Below are 13,988 nucleotides of genomic sequence, written 5' to 3'. Positions count from 1 at the left end.
ACGCCCTCACTGCTGGGTACTGCAATTCTTCTCCAGCTTCTGCTGCTCCTCGGAGGGAGTCTGGGTGGGGGTGGGGGTGGGGGTGGTGTCGGCCGTCGCGGACAGAGCACCGGCCACGGCGTTGCCGGCGGCCGTGCCGGGCTTGGTGCCGGGCTTGCTGCCGGGCTTGCCGGTCTGGCCGCCCTTGCCCTTGCCGGCCGCGGCCGCCCGCTCGTCGGCCTCCCGCTGCTCCTTGGCCTGGCAGGCGTTGGCCTGCTTGCCGAGCTCGGTGACCTTCTCGCCGGCCTGGTTGCGGTTGTCGACTGCGATGGTCTCCTTGACCTGGTTGCGCTGGTACACCGGCAGGTACTTGAGTTCGATCTCGGGGTGGTCCTCGTCGACCGCGTTCAGCTTGATCCACGCCAGGTCCTGGCTGATGCCCCGGTACAGCGCGACGTGGTCGTCCTTGGCGCCGACGAAGTACTGCGTCTGCGTCCACTGGTAGCCGGCGTACAGACCTCCGCCGAGCACACCCAGCGCGAGCACCGTGAACAGCGACGCCTTGAGCCACTTGCCGCGTCGCCGCGGCTTGAGGAAGTCCTCGTCCGTGAACGCGCCGAACGAGCCCTGCGGCATCCCGCCGACCTCCGGGCCCCCGCTCCCGGGCGGCCCGAAGGCACCGCCCGGAGCCGGCGCGGCGTCCCGGCGGCCCAACTCGGCGGCGCGCGCCGCCGGCGTCTGGAGCGTGCTGGGGTCGTTCAGCTGGTTCTGGTTCTCGGCGACCGCGCCGACCACCACCGGGGTGTCGTTGAGCTGCCCGGCGGCCGCCTCGTTGCCGTCCACGTCCAGGACGTCGGCGACGATGCAGGTGATGTTGTCCGGCCCGCCGCCGCGCAGTGCGAGCTGGATCAGCTCCTGCACCGTCTCGTGCGGCCCCTGGTAGCCGGCCAGGGTCTCTTCCAGCGTCTGGTGGCTGACCACCCCGGACAGCCCGTCCGAGCAGATCAGGTACCGGTCCCCGGCCCGCACCTCGCGGATCGACAGGTCCGGCTCGACGTGGTCGCCACTGCCCAGCGCCCGCATCAGCAGCGACCGCTGCGGGTGGGTGGTGGCCTCCTCCTCGGTGATCCGGCCCTCGTCGACCAGCCGCTGCACCCACGTGTGGTCCTGCGTGATCTGGGTCAGCAGCCCGTCCCGCAGCAGGTAGGCCCGGGAGTCCCCGACGTGCACCAGGCCGAGCCGCTGGCCCGTCCACAGCAGCGCGGTCAGGGTCGTCCCCATGCCCTCCAGCTGCGGGTCCTCCTCGACCATCACCCGCAGCTGGTCGTTGGCGCGCTGTACGGCGGTGCCCAGCGAGGTGAGGATGTCGGAGCCGGGAACGTCGTCGTCGAGCTGGACGAGCGTGGAGATCACCTCGGACGAGGCGACCTCGCCGGCGGCCTGGCCGCCCATGCCGTCCGCGATGGCGAGCAGGCGGGGCCCGGCGTAGCCGGAGTCCTCGTTGCCCTCGCGGATCATGCCCTTGTGCGATCCGGCGGCGAAGCGCAGCGACAGACTCATGCGCACCTCACCCGTCGGCTCGGGGTACAGCCGGTCTCGTCGAGCCACACTGCCCACCCTCCGGTCGGGAGCACGCCCGGGTCCGCCGAGTGGACCGTTACGGCTCGCTCGCTCCGCTCGCTCATTGTCGTACTACTTCCGCAGCTCGATGACGGTCTTGCCGATGCGGATCGGGGCTCCCAGAGGAATCGGAGTCGCGGTCGTCAGTCGGGTCCGGTCAAGGTACGTGCCGTTGGTGGATCCGAGGTCCTCGACGATCCACTGGCCGTCACGGTCCGGGTAGATCCTGGCATGCCTGCTGGACGCGTAGTCGTCGTCCAGCACGATGGTGGAGTCGTGCGCCCGGCCCAGAGAGATCGTCTGGCCCTGGAGGGCGACGGTCGTACCGGCCAGCGTGCCCTCGGAGACCACCAGCTTGGTGGGGGCTCCGCGCCGCTGCCGGTTTCCGCCGCGGCCGCCGCTGTCCTGGCGGCGCTGCTGCTGTTGCTGGGGAGCGGCCTGGCGCTGGGTGCGCGGTTCGGGTCCGCCGCGTCGGGCGGCACCGCGCTGTGTGACGCGCGTGCCGAACAGATCGCTGCGGATGACCTGAACGGCCACGATGACGAACAGCCACAGTACGGCGAGGAAACCCAACCGCATGACCGTGAGGGTCAGCTCTGACATTGGCCCCGCTTCACCCTTCGGCTTGCCGGTAAACGATGGTGGTACTGCCCACGACGATCCGCGAGCCGTCGCGGAGATTAGCGCGGGTGGTGTGTTGTCCGTCCACCACGATCCCGTTGGTGGAACCCAGGTCCTGGATCATGGGGGGCGGTCCGACCCGGATCTCGCAGTGTCGCCGGGAGACTCCCGGGTCGTCGATCCGCACGTCGGCGTCGGTGCTGCGCCCCAGCACCAGGGTGCCTCGCGAGATCTGGTGGCGGGTGCCGTTGATCTCGACCCAGCGCCTGGTCTGCGCGTACGGCTGCGGTCCGGCACCGGGCGCTGCCGCTCGGGGCGCGGGTGGCGCACCGGGCGGTGGCGACGACGGCATGGGCGGGGCCACATGGCCGCCGGGGGGGTTCGGCGCACCGGTGGCGCGGGCCGCCGCTGCCTGGCCGGGCCGGTCCTGGGACGTGCTGGAGGCGAGGGTGCGGCTGCGGACGCGGTACAGGCCGGTGTCGAGATCCTCGGCCTTCTCCAGATGGACCTTGATCGGGCCCATGAAGGTATACCGCTGCTGCTTGGCGTAGTCGCGGACCATGCCCGACAGCTCGTCGCCGAGCTGGCCGCTGTACGGGCTCAGCCGGTCGTAGTCCGGAGCGCTCAGCTCGACGATGAAGTCATTGGGGACGACCGTGCGGTCGCGGTTCCAGATGCTGGCGTTGTTGTCGCACTCGCGCTGCAATGCGCCGGCGATCTCAACGGGCTGCACTTCGGACTTGAACACCTTGGCGAAGGTGCCGTTGACGAGACCTTCGAGTCGCTGCTCGAAGCGCTTCAGTACTCCCACGGGGCACCTCCTTCCTCAGGGTCGTCCTGATACTGCTTACAGATCGTATCCACGCGCCGGGAAATCGGCTGGTTCCCCTTTCCTGCCTGGAGGACGAGTGTCGCCCACCACAGGGTTGCCCGGTGCCCGTCGTCGTTCTGCCGCTCTCCTCACGCCGCTTGTCGTGCACTGCGATCGTAGATGTGCCCCGTTGCCAGTGTCCCGCAACCGTCGACCCGACCGAGGGGGCGGGGGCCGACTCCGGCCAGCACCCCGGGAACCCCTCCCGAAAACGCGCGGCGGCGCCCCGGAGTGCCCCGGGCCCCCGCAGGCCCAGGACCGGGGGAAAGGCGTGTGAAGCCACCCCCAACACCGTGCTAATGTTCTCGATGTCGGAAGGCGCTCCCGCAAGACCCGGACCGAACGGCCCGGATCGCGTGAGAGAATAAACCGGCAGCACCCATGCGCGGGTGGCGGAATAGGCAGACGCGCTGGATTCAGGTTCCAGTGCCCGAAAGGGCGTGGGGGTTCAACTCCCCCCTCGCGCACAGATGAGACCCCCGGTCTCCGGAGAAATCCGGAGACCGGGGGTCTCGCGTTTTCCCCGGAGGACCGCGGGCCCGCCGCCGCGCGGCACGGCCGCGGAGTGAGCCCGGCCACGTGAGCCGCGCGACGTGAGTCCTACGTCACATCCCTTGCCGAGTCGGGTCGTTCACGGTGCTCGGGGGCGGGCGGAGTGACCGCCGTCACGTCCCGCACGGCGGCGCTGAAGGCACGCACCCGGGCGGTTTCCCGCGCCGCGTGGTGCACCACGCCCAGCACCGAGTCCGGAAGTCCGCCGACCGGAACGAAAACGACGTCACGGCGCCCGTGGTAGTCGGCCGTCGGCCGGCACAGCAGCATCCCGCCCCGGCCCGCCGCCGTCAGCGTCAGACCCTCCTGGAGCGTGCCGACCCTGGGGCCGGCGGGTATGGGGCGGCCCCCGGGGGTGATGGCGGGCGCCTGCGCGGTGCGCCAGTACACCGGCGCCGGCCCGCTCGGGGAGATCAGGGGCAGCCCGGCCAGTTCCTCGGCGCCCAAGGACGCCCGGGACGCCAGGGGATGCCGCACGGACAGCGCCACCGTCTGCGGCTGGGCGGCGAACGCCGGGCCCAGTACGAGATCCGGCTCGGCGACTGGGAGCAGCGTCACCGCCACGTCCACCGCACCGCTCCGCAGCGCACCGAACGGGTCGCAGAGCGGGATCTCCATGATCTCCGTGGCGCACCGCGGATGCCGGGCGTGGAAGGCGTCGATGGCCCGCATGATCCGGTCGTCCACGGTGCCCTGGAAACCGACGGTGAGCCGGCCCTCGATGCCGCGGGCCGCCGTCCGGGCGCTCTCCACCGTGGCGCGCAGCGCGTCGTAGGCCGGGCGCAGGGACGCGCGGAACTCCTCTCCCAGCGGGGTGAGGTGGACCCGGCGGCTGGTGCGGTCCACCAGGCGCGCCCCGATCCGGGATTCCAGGGAGCGCAGCAGCTGGCTGACCCGGCTCTGCGAGACGTAGAGGCGTTCGCCGGTGCGGCCGAAGTGCAGCTCCTCGGACAGCACGAGGAAGCACTCCAGCTCGCGGAGTTCGAGGCCGGCGGGGGCGGCGGGGGCGGTCGGGCCGCTCATGAGTCCTTTCCCGGGTGCGGGCGATCGATGAGTCCTGCTCATAGAAGGGTGAGGAGTCCGCCCTTGTTCCCCCGTGGCGGCGGGCGTTGGCTGGGGACCATGGCGAAAAGCGAGCGCGCGGGGGACACCGCGACTGCCACGGGCAAGGCGAGAGACGGGCAACTGGACGCGGTGGAAGGGGAGGTGCGGCGCCCGCGGGGTGGTGGGTGGCCGGCGGTCGGGGCGTTGGCGGCGGCGACGTTCACGGTGGTGACGTCGGAGATGCTGCCGGTGGGACTGCTGACGCCGATCGGCCGGGACCTGGGGGTGTCGGACGGGACGGCCGGGCTGACGGTGACCGTCACCGGCGTGGTCGCCGCGGTGGCCGCACCGGTGCTGACGCTGCTGATCGGACGCCGGGACCGGCGTGCCGTACTGGCCGTCCTGATGGGCACGCTGACCGCGGCGAACCTCCTGGCCGCGTACGCCCCGAACGTCGCGGTGCTGCTGGTGGCCCGGGTGCTGGTGGGGTTCGGGATGGGCGGGGTGTGGGCGATCGCCTCGGGGCTCGCGGTGCGGCTGGTGCCGGAGCGGCGGGTGGCCGCGGCCACGTCCTTGGTGTTCAGCGGGGTCGCGGCGGCGTCCGTCCTGGGTGTGCCGGCCGGCGCGGTGGTGGGTGAACTGGGCGGCTGGCGCGCGGCGTTCGTGGCGATGGCCGGATTCTGCGCGGCCGTGGCCGTCGCGCTGGCCGTCCTGCTGCCGCCGCTGCCGACGGCCGGTGCGGTACGGCTGGGCGGGGTGCTGGGGCTGCTGCGCCGGCCTCCGGTGCGTACCGGGCTGGTCCTGGTCGCGCTCCTGGTGGCGGGGCACTTCGCGGCGTACACGTATGTGCGGCCGGTGCTGGAGGAGGTGGCCGGGGCGCGGCCCGGGCAGATCAGCACCGTGCTGCTGGTCTTCGGGGTCGCGGGCCTGGTGGGGAACTTCGTGTCCGGTGCGGGCGCGGCGCGCTCGCCACGGGCCGTGCTGCTGGCGATCTGCGCGGTGCTGGCCGCCGCGGTCCTGCTGGTGCCCCCGATGGGGCAGGCCGCCGGCGTCGTGGGTGCCGCGGCCCTGGTGGCCGTCTGGGGTCTGGCCTACGGGGGCGTGTCGGTCGGTACCCAGACCTGGTTGATGGCGGCCGCGCCGGATGCGCGGGAGGCGGTCTCGGCTCTGTTCGTGGCGGTGTTCAACGCGGCCATCGCCGTGGGTGCGCTGGCCGGCGGGCGGGCCGCGGACGGCTGGGGGAGCGACGGTGTGATCCGGCTGGGCGGTGTGCTCGTGGTGGGCGCGCTGCTGGCCGTGGCGCTGGGCCGGGGCCCGGCCCGGGGAGCCGCGGCCGGGGGGTGAGGTGAACGGGGCGGGGGTCCGGGGGCGTGGCAGACGGGCCGGAGGGCCGCGTGGCAACCGCCCCCGGTCCGTTTTTCCTCGGTCCGGGGGCGGTGTGCCGTGGTTGCCGGGCGGGGGCTGCGGTGCCGGACCGGTCCGGTCCGGAGGCGGCTCCCGTCGGGCGGAGTGGTGTCCGCTCAGGCAGCCAGGCGCGCGACCAGTTCCTTGGCCTTGGCCTCCGCCTGCTCGTGGGCGTTGTCGCGGGAGGTCTCGAACAGCGGGACCAGCTCGGCCATCGCCGGGTTGCTGGGGGCCATGGTCAGCTCCGGCACGATGAACTCCACTTCGAGGCCGAAGGCGCCGTTCAGCACGGCCTCCAGGTAGTTCTGGACGTACTCGAAGGGCTCGCGCGGGGTGCCCGGCGCGTAGGAGCCGCCGCGGCTGGCGACCACGATGACCGGCTTGCCCTTGACCGACGCGTTCTCGCCGGCGGTGCGGCCCATGATGATCGCCTGGTCGAGCCACGCCTTGAGGGTGGAGGGGATCGTGAAGTTGTACATGGGTGCGCCTATGACGATGGCGTCGGCCTGCTCCAGCTCCTCGGCCAGCTGGGTGCGCAGCGCGAAGGCGGCCTGCTGCTCCGGGGTGTGGGTGGCCGGGTCGGAGAAGCCGGCGGAGGCGGCGACGCCGTCGAGGTGCGGCAGCGGGTCGGCGGCCAGGTCGCGGTGGATGACGGTGCCGTCGGGGTGCTGCTCCTCCCAGGTCTTGCGGAACGCCGCGGTGACCGAACGGGAGGCGGAGCCGCCCTCGGGGAAGACGGAGGAGTCGATGAGCAGGAGCGTGGCCATGGGGATCGGTCCTTCGCTGGGTGGCCGGGAGGGACCGGCCACTAGTTGAATTCCGTACGTCACTATTCATAGCACAGGAGCTTACTTTTCTGCAGTAGCCAACGGGAGGGCGGTACCCTGGGTGCATGGCGGACCACAGTGAGGCGACGTGCAAACGGGTCGACGACGGCATGACGCGCGTCTTCGAGCTGTTCGGGAAGCGCTGGACGGGTCTGATCGTGGCCACTCTCATGCCCGGCCCCGTGCACTTCGCGGACCTGCGGCGGGCCATCCCCGGCATCAGTGAGCGGATGCTCTCCGACCGTCTGATGGAACTGGCGGCGACCGGCCTGGTCGTCCGTGAGGTCGACGCCGGGCCGCCGCTGCGCGTCTCCTACCGGCTCACCGAAGCCGGCCGGGCGATGGAGCCCGCGCTCGTCGAGCTGGGCCGCTGGGCCGCGACCTACCTCGCCGACGGGGGGCAGTGCCCGGAGCGCTTCCGGAAGTAGGGGCGGGGGTGCTGCGGCGAGGGCGCGGGCGCGGCGTCACGGGGCGTACCGGCCGCACGGGCGCCCCGGCGCGTCAGCCGAGGCGCTCCTGGGCGGCGTTGTAGCGCACCAGGTACGAGGCGAAGCGGTCGAGGTCCTCCTCGTTCCAGTCGGCGAGCCGCTCGTGGAACGCCTGGCGGCGGCTGGCCGTCACGTTGGCGAGGACCTGGGCGCCCTCCTCGGTGGGGTGCAGGACCTGGACGCGCTGGTCGTCCGGATCGATGCGCCGCTCGACGAAACCGAGTTTCTCCAGCGCCGCGATCTGCCGGCTGACCGTGGACTTGTCCAGGTAGTAGTGCGCCGCGAGGTCGGTGGCGCGGCATCCCTGCTGGTCGTCGAGGTGTGCGAGCAGGGTGTAGGAGACCAGGGAGAGCTCGGGGTGCATCCGGGCGGCGGTCGCGCGGGCGCGCCGGGCGAACGCGGTCATCTCCTGCTGGATGGTCTCGACGGAGTCGTCGCGGTGGGTCACGGAGTTGCCTTTCGGTGAACTAGTTGTATAGTACAACGTGGTGTGAGAGTTGTAATAGCCAACTACTGGCGGGTGCCTGCCCGCCCCAGCCACTGGAGCCACCCCCCTGGCCACAGCTGAACGACGACGACCGGACCGCCACCCCACCGGCCCCCGGACGACTACTGAGAAGGCTTGCCCATGACCGCGGACCGACGACGTCCCGACCACCACAGCGACCACCGAGACGACCGGCACACCGCCCGGGCCGCCGACCTGCGCCACGTGGTGACACACCTGATCACCCCGCTCCTGATGTGCATCGGGATGGGACTCGCCTACCTCGGCGCATTCGCCAACCCCTCACCGCACCACCTGCCCGTCGCCATCGTCGGAGCCGGCACCCACGCACAGGTCCTCGCCCAGACCATCAACGACAAGGCGCACGGCGACCTCGAAGCCCGCACCGTCCCCGACCGCGCCACCGCCGAAGACCAACTGAAGAACCAAGAGATCTTCGGCGCATACCTGCCCGGCGGGAACAACCCGACAGGCACCGGCAACAACGCCGCCACGGCACCCTCCGGCGGCACCGGCACCCGGCACACCCCCGAACTCCTGGTGGCCACCGCCGGATCCGACACCAGCGCCACCGTCGTCCAGAAGATCTTCACCCCGCTCGCCGCCCGACAAGGCGCCCCACTGAAGGTCACCGACATCGCCCCGACCGCCGAGGACGACCCCACCGGACAGGGCATCTTCTTCCTCCTGGTCGCCATCAGCATCGGCTCCTACGCCTCGGTCGCCGTGATCGGCGGCGCCGGCGCCGTCCTCCCGATGCGGCTCCGCGCCACCCTGGCGATCGGCACGTCCTTCGTGGTCGGCATCATCGGGACACTGTTCGCCGGACCGGTCTTCCACCTCGTCGACCACGGTCTGCCGGCCCTGTGGAGCATGGCCTGGCTGTACTCCGCCGGCATCCTGCTCATCGGCACCGGCCTGCACACCTTCCTCAAGCGCTGGACCACGCTCGGCGTCATGACGCTGTTCGTGATGCTCAACTTCACCTCCTCCGGCGGCATCTTCCGCCCCGAGATGCAGAACGGCTTCTTCGCCGCCCTGCACTCCTTCTGGAACGGCGCCGGCTTCGTGGAAGGCACCCGCAGCCACGTCTACTTCGACGACCACGGCCTCGCCGGACACGTCTGGACCCTCGTGGGATGGCTGCTCGTCGGCCTGCTGACGACCGGCGTAGCCGCCCTCGCCGAGAAGCGGCGGCGCACCGCCGAAGCCGAAGCGGTCGCCAACGCCGGCGCCGTGGCCGCTGCGGCGGTCGCGGCCACAGTGCCCGAACGAGCCCCGGGAAGCGCCGCCGGACGGGGCACGGCACAGGCCGCAAGGCAAGCGGGAGGGGAAGGGGAAGGGGAAGTGGAGCGGGAGATGGAGGAGGAGATGGAGGAGGCCGTGGGGGTGTAGACGGCGGTTTTGACGGGCCGCGGCCGGGTGCATTGGTCGGCCACGGCCCCGATTTCCGACGTGGCTTTCGCTGTGTGCAGGGCAGAGCGTGCAGCGAGGCAGGGGGTGGTCGGGGAACGACGTCAGCTTGTTGTGGGGGTGGGGGTGGGGGCGGGGGTTCGGGTGGGGCCTTTTGTCTCTCGCTCCCGGAGTGCTGTGGCGGGTGTCGCTCGGCGTCGGGACCTGGCGTCCCGGACCCGCTTCCGAAAGTTATCCACAGCCCCGGCGGATACCGGACAGATATCGGTAACGTCATTGATCGGCGAGCCGGAAACGACCGGCGAGCCGGACGGAGGCGGGGGATGCCGGGGTGCCAGCGCACACCCGGGATGCCACGCGAAACCAGGGTCGTGAAGGGGGAGGTGGCCCGCCGTGTCGCGTGTGCCATACGTACCGGGGTTCGCACGGGCGGACGAGGAAGGACCCTCGGCCAAGGCCGTGGGCCGGACACTGCGGGAGCAACTGCCCCGCGGTGAGCAGGCAGCTCTGCGGATCACCGTCGGGCGGCCCGACGCGGTCGCGTCGGTCGAGGAATCCAACGCCGGGCGACTGCCCGAACTGACACCCATACGGGTCGGACGGATGGCCGCCAGCCCCTTCGCGTTCCTCCGCGGCTCGGCCGGACTCATGGCCCACGACCTGGCGGCCAGCCCCGTCACCGGAATCGGCGCCCAGATCTGCGGCGACGCACACGCCGCGAACTTCGGCCTCTACGCCGACGCCCGCGGCGGCCTGGTCATCGACCTCAACGACTTCGACGAGACCGTCCACGGCCCCTGGGAATGGGACGTCAAACGGCTCGCGACCTCCATAGTCCTGGCCGGCCGGGAAGCGGGCGGCAGCGAAGACGCCTGCCGGGCCGCGGCCCAGGACGCCGCCGGTGCCTACCGACGCACCATGCGGCTGCTCGCCAAGCTCCCGGTGACCGAAGCGTGGAACGCCATCGCCGACGAAGAACTCGTCTCGCACACCGACGCCCGCGACCTGCTGGGCACCCTGGAACGGGTCGAAGCCAAAGCACGCAAGAACACCAGCGCGCGCTTCGCGGCGAAATCCACCGAGCGCGGACCGGACGGCGGCCTCCGCTTCGTGGCCGCACCGCCGGTGCTGCGCAAGGTGCCGGACACGGAGGCAGCGGCAGTCGCCTCATCGCTCGCCGCCTACCTCGAAACCCTCCCCGACGACCGGCTGCCGCTGCTGGCCAGGTACGCCGTGCACGACGTCGCCTTCCGCATAGTCGGGACCGGCAGCGTCGGACTGCGGTCATACGTGGTGCTGCTCCTGGACCACCGCGGCGAGCCCCTCGTCCTCCAGGTCAAAGAGGCCCGCCGCTCGGTACTGGCGCCCTACGTGACCAAGGCCGGCTTTCCGGCACCCCCGGCGGAACACGAGGGACGACGCGTGGTGCTCGGCCAACGCCGCATGCAGGTCGTCAGCGACCTGCTGCTGGGCTGGACGACGGTGCGGACGGACACGACGGACGGCATACCCGACACAACCAGGGAAACCAGGGACGAACGGCAGGCCGGCGCGGAGGCACCGGACGCTCCGGGCACTGGACTGCCCTTCCAGGTACGGCAGTTCCGCAACCGCAAGGGCAGCGTCGACCCGGCCCAGCTGTCCGGCGGGCAGCTCGACGACTACGCCCGGATGACCGGCGCGCTCCTGGCCCGCGCCCACGCCCACAGCGCCGACCCACGCATCGTGGCCGGCTACTGCGGCAAGAGCGAGGCACTCGACGAGGCCATAGCGGACTTCGCCGTGGCCTACGCGGAGCGCACAGAAGCAGATCACGCGGACCTGGTCGCGGCGATCCGCAGCGGACGCATTGCGGCGGAGAGCGGGGTGTGAGGGGGGCTTTGGGGGTGGTGGGGAGGGGCGGGGGGAGGGGGAGGGCCCCCGGAGGAGCGTGCGGATTGCGGCCCTTCCCCCCCACCGCCACAGCAGGCCGCCCACCCCACCGCCCAGGCCCCTCGGGGGTGGCGTTGTCCCGCCCTGCCGCACTCGGGTCCCCCGCGCATGTGACCCACATGCCACCCGCATGCTCCAGGTGCGGCCCGGTGCCCGGTTCCCGTAGGGCCGTACGCTGACCGGGTGACGAACTCGCACGCGGAGAACGCGCAGGACGGCCAGGACCGACCGGACGTACCGGGGGCGGCGGATGCCCGCGGGGCGGTGCCGGGGGCGGAGCGGGGCGGGGGTGCCGCTGCTTCCGGTGGGAGCCCGGAGGGCGTGGGCGGTGATGCGGATGCGCGGGACGAGGCGACGCGGCGGTTGGCGAAGGCCGTGTCGGCGGCCGAGCAGGCGCTGATCGAGTTCGAGATCGCGGTGGAGACCTTCCGGGTGGAGGTGGAGAACTTCTCCCGGTTGCACCACCAGCGGCTTGGCCCCATGTATGCGCGGTTGGACGAGCTGGATGCGCAGATCGCGGAGGCCGTGGCGGCGCGTACCGGCGACCCCGAGGACATCCGCAAGGCCCGTGAGGCGCGTGCGTCGGTGTTGCCGATGCCGGAGGTGGAGGAGCTGTTCCACGGCTGGCTCGGGTCGGAGGGGCTGTTCCCTGAGGCGCAGGCGATGCTCACGGATCAGCCGGTTCAGCCGCCGCCGAAGGTTCGGCCCAGCGAGGAGGCCCGGAGGATCTACCGGGATCTGGTGCGTCGGGCGCATCCGGACCTGGCGCGGGATGATGCGGAGCGGGCCCGGCGGGATGGGTTCATCGCGCGGGTCAACGCTGCGTACGGGCGGGGCGACGTGGCGTTGCTCTTGGAGCTGGTGCGGGAGTGGGAGGCCGGTCCGGCGCCTGTCGAGCGGCGGCCGAGTGAGAGCGAGGAGCTCTACGCCCGGCTGGAGTGGCTGGCCGAGCGCAAGGAGCTGCTGGCTTCCGTCGCTGCGGATCTGGAGACCAGCGCGATCGGCGCGATGATCAAGATGGCGCCGGACGATCCGGATGGTCTGCTGGACGAGATCGCCGAGAAGCTGCTGGCAGATGTCCGGGAGCGCGAGGCGTACCTCGCTCAGCTGGTCGGGTAGCGTCGGGAGTATGCATTTTGGTTCTGTGCCCACGGTCGGTGTCGATGCCCTCACGCCCGAGGACTTTCTCCTGGATGTCCGTGAGGACGACGAGTGGGAGGCTGGGCACGCCGACGGCGCGCTTCACATCCCGATGAGTGAATTCGTCGCCCGTTATGGGGAGTTGACGGAGGCTGCGCCCGACGGCGGCAAGATCTATGTGCTGTGCCGGGTCGGTGGGCGATCGGCTCAGGTGGCGCAGTATCTGATCCAGCAGGGCATCGACGCGGTGAATGTCGCGGGCGGTATGCAGGCGTGGGAGGCGGCCGGGCGTCCGGTGTCGGACGGTAAGGGCGGCGTGGGGACGGTCGTCTAGGTCGGCGGGGTCGGGGCTCTCCCGTAGGTCGGCCCTTCGGGGCGTTGCCGTTCCGCTGGTGTGTCAGCTGAGCGGGTGTGCGGCGAGGAGTTCGCCGAGGGCTTCTTCGTGGGCGGCTGCGGGGCCCAGGGAGAGTTCGAGTTGTTTGGCCCAGGCGTGGTAGCGGTGCAGCGGGTAGTCGGTGTCGGCGCCGAAGCCGCCGTGGAGGTGCTGGGCGGTCTGGACGATGCGGCGGACGCCTTCGGAGGCCCAGATCTTGGCGACCGCGATGTCCCCGGCGGGCGGTAGGGGGCCTGCTGCTCCGGTGGTGAGGCGCCAGGCTGCTTGCCAGAGGGTGGCCTCCATGGCGCGCAGGTCGATGAAGCGGTCGGCGGCCTGGACGGCGACGGCCTGGAAGGTGGCCAGGGGGAAGCCGAACTGTTCGCGTTTCCCGGTGTAGTCGCTGGTCATGGCCAAGACACGTTCTCCGAGGCCCAGTGCGAGTGCGCAGGTGCCGGTGGTGAGCAGGTCGCGCAGGGTGTCCCAGGCGGCCGGGTCGGTGAGTGTGTCCCGGGCGTCGACGCGTACGGAGTCGAGATGGGCCTCGGCGTAGTGCTCGCCGTTGGTGGAGGTCTGGTCGTTCAGGGTGAGGCCGGGGTGGTTTTGGGGGACGAGCGCGAGGACGGTGCGGCCGTCGGGGGTGTGGGCGGGGAGCAGGATCCGGTCGGCGGCGCGGGCCCAGGGGATGGCGGTGTGGGTGCCGTCGAGGGTCCAGGTGGTGCCGTCCTGGCGGGCGGTGGCGGCGAGTTCGGCCGGGTCGTGGCCGGTGCGGCCGCTGGCGGCGGCGGTGATGACGAGGTTGCCGGTGGCGATCTGCGGCAGTACGTCGGCTCGTAGGGCGTCGGGGGCGTACTTCTGGAGGGTGTGCGCGGTGGCGTAGGACTCCAGGAGGGGGACGCGGGCGAGGACCTTGGCGGATTCGCGGAGGACGAGGCAGAGGGCGATCGGGTCGAGGCCCGCGCCGCCGTGCTCGGGTGCGAGGGGGAGGCCGAGGAGGTCGGCGTCGGCGAGTGTGCGCCACAGGGGGCGGTCGAAGTCGTCGGCGACGGGGCCGTGGGTGAGTGCCGGGCTGGGGACGCCGTCCGGGGTGACTGCCGAGAAGACGGCTTGTGCCGCTTCGATGGCGGCCTGTTGTTCTTCGGTGAAGGTGAAGTCCACTGGTCCGGCCTCCCGCGTCGTGCCGTCGGAATCCGACGTGTGAGATCTGACGAGGCGT

At 71.7% G+C, this 13,988-nt stretch carries 13 protein-coding genes and 1 tRNA gene; 7 read left to right on the top strand and 7 right to left on the bottom strand.

Translation table 11 applies throughout. The annotated features are described in order from the left end of the window. Positions 1 to 6: 6 nt before the first annotated feature. The 3 genes from CG747_RS07060 to CG747_RS07050 all read right to left on the bottom strand — a co-directional run bounded on the left by CG747_RS07060 (position 7) and on the right by CG747_RS07050 (position 3,031). A complete protein-coding gene (locus CG747_RS07060; RefSeq protein WP_100600754.1) occupies positions 7 to 1,539 on the bottom strand; it encodes a PP2C family serine/threonine-protein phosphatase in 1,533 nt (510 codons plus the stop codon). A 132-nt stretch (positions 1,540 to 1,671) separates the two neighbouring features. After that, on the bottom strand, positions 1,672 to 2,202 hold the full coding sequence (locus CG747_RS07055; protein WP_100600753.1) for an FHA domain-containing protein: 531 nt from the start codon (positions 2,200 to 2,202) through the stop codon (positions 1,672 to 1,674). 10 nt (positions 2,203 to 2,212) lie between these two features. Beyond that, a complete protein-coding gene (locus CG747_RS07050) occupies positions 2,213 to 3,031 on the bottom strand; it encodes a DUF3662 and FHA domain-containing protein (RefSeq protein ID WP_100600752.1) in 819 nt (272 codons plus the stop codon). 443 nt (positions 3,032 to 3,474) lie between these two features. Between CG747_RS07050 and CG747_RS07045 the strand changes: the two genes are divergently transcribed. Next, a tRNA-Leu gene (locus CG747_RS07045) sits at positions 3,475 to 3,558 on the top strand. Positions 3,559 to 3,691: 133 nt separating this feature from the next. On the opposite strand, the gene CG747_RS07040 is transcribed toward CG747_RS07045, so the two are convergent. Next, the gene (locus CG747_RS07040) at positions 3,692 to 4,666 is read right to left on the bottom strand and encodes a LysR family transcriptional regulator (RefSeq protein WP_100600751.1); all 975 of its coding nucleotides are present in this window, start codon (positions 4,664 to 4,666) and stop codon (positions 3,692 to 3,694) included. A gap of 99 nt (positions 4,667 to 4,765) precedes the next feature. Here CG747_RS07040 and CG747_RS07035 point away from each other — a divergent pair, with 99 nt between their 5' ends. Beyond that, a complete protein-coding gene (locus CG747_RS07035; RefSeq protein ID WP_308303761.1) occupies positions 4,766 to 6,031 on the top strand; it encodes an MFS transporter in 1,266 nt (421 codons plus the stop codon). A 176-nt stretch (positions 6,032 to 6,207) separates the two neighbouring features. On the opposite strand, the gene CG747_RS07030 is transcribed toward CG747_RS07035, so the two are convergent. Continuing rightward, a complete protein-coding gene (locus CG747_RS07030) occupies positions 6,208 to 6,858 on the bottom strand; it encodes an FMN-dependent NADH-azoreductase (protein WP_100600750.1) in 651 nt (216 codons plus the stop codon). 125 nt (positions 6,859 to 6,983) lie between these two features. On the opposite strand from CG747_RS07030, the gene CG747_RS07025 reads away from it, so the two are divergent. Further along, complete coding sequence (locus tag CG747_RS07025) at positions 6,984 to 7,346, top strand: helix-turn-helix domain-containing protein (RefSeq protein WP_100600749.1); 363 nt, start codon at positions 6,984 to 6,986, stop codon at positions 7,344 to 7,346. Positions 7,347 to 7,419: 73 nt separating this feature from the next. Here CG747_RS07025 and CG747_RS07020 read toward each other — a convergent pair whose 3' ends face one another. Beyond that, positions 7,420 to 7,854, bottom strand: a complete 435-nt coding sequence (locus tag CG747_RS07020) for a MarR family winged helix-turn-helix transcriptional regulator (RefSeq protein ID WP_100600748.1) — start codon at positions 7,852 to 7,854, stop codon at positions 7,420 to 7,422. A 180-nt stretch (positions 7,855 to 8,034) separates the two neighbouring features. On the opposite strand from CG747_RS07020, the gene CG747_RS07015 reads away from it, so the two are divergent. From CG747_RS07015 to CG747_RS07000, 4 genes are all read left to right on the top strand, one after another. Continuing rightward, on the top strand, positions 8,035 to 9,309 hold the full coding sequence (locus CG747_RS07015; protein WP_257980263.1) for an ABC transporter permease: 1,275 nt from the start codon (positions 8,035 to 8,037) through the stop codon (positions 9,307 to 9,309). A 411-nt stretch (positions 9,310 to 9,720) separates the two neighbouring features. Next, positions 9,721 to 11,199, top strand: a complete 1,479-nt coding sequence (locus tag CG747_RS07010) for a DUF2252 domain-containing protein (RefSeq protein ID WP_100600747.1) — start codon at positions 9,721 to 9,723, stop codon at positions 11,197 to 11,199. 243 nt (positions 11,200 to 11,442) lie between these two features. Beyond that, the gene (locus CG747_RS07005) at positions 11,443 to 12,378 is read left to right on the top strand and encodes a hypothetical protein (RefSeq protein ID WP_100600746.1); all 936 of its coding nucleotides are present in this window, start codon (positions 11,443 to 11,445) and stop codon (positions 12,376 to 12,378) included. 10 nt (positions 12,379 to 12,388) lie between these two features. Further along, entirely contained in the window at positions 12,389 to 12,733 is a 345-nt protein-coding gene (locus CG747_RS07000; protein ID WP_180985425.1) for a rhodanese-like domain-containing protein, read from the top strand. 63 nt (positions 12,734 to 12,796) lie between these two features. On the opposite strand, the gene CG747_RS06995 is transcribed toward CG747_RS07000, so the two are convergent. Beyond that, the gene (locus tag CG747_RS06995; RefSeq protein WP_100600744.1) at positions 12,797 to 13,930 is read right to left on the bottom strand and encodes an acyl-CoA dehydrogenase family protein; all 1,134 of its coding nucleotides are present in this window, start codon (positions 13,928 to 13,930) and stop codon (positions 12,797 to 12,799) included. Positions 13,931 to 13,988 lie beyond the last annotated feature (58 nt).

The sequence above is a fragment of the Streptomyces sp. CB02959 genome, from assembly GCF_002803155.1.
Classification (GTDB): Bacteria; Actinomycetota; Actinomycetes; order Streptomycetales; family Streptomycetaceae; genus Streptomyces.
This window is presented reverse-complemented; position numbering and strand designations above follow the sequence as displayed.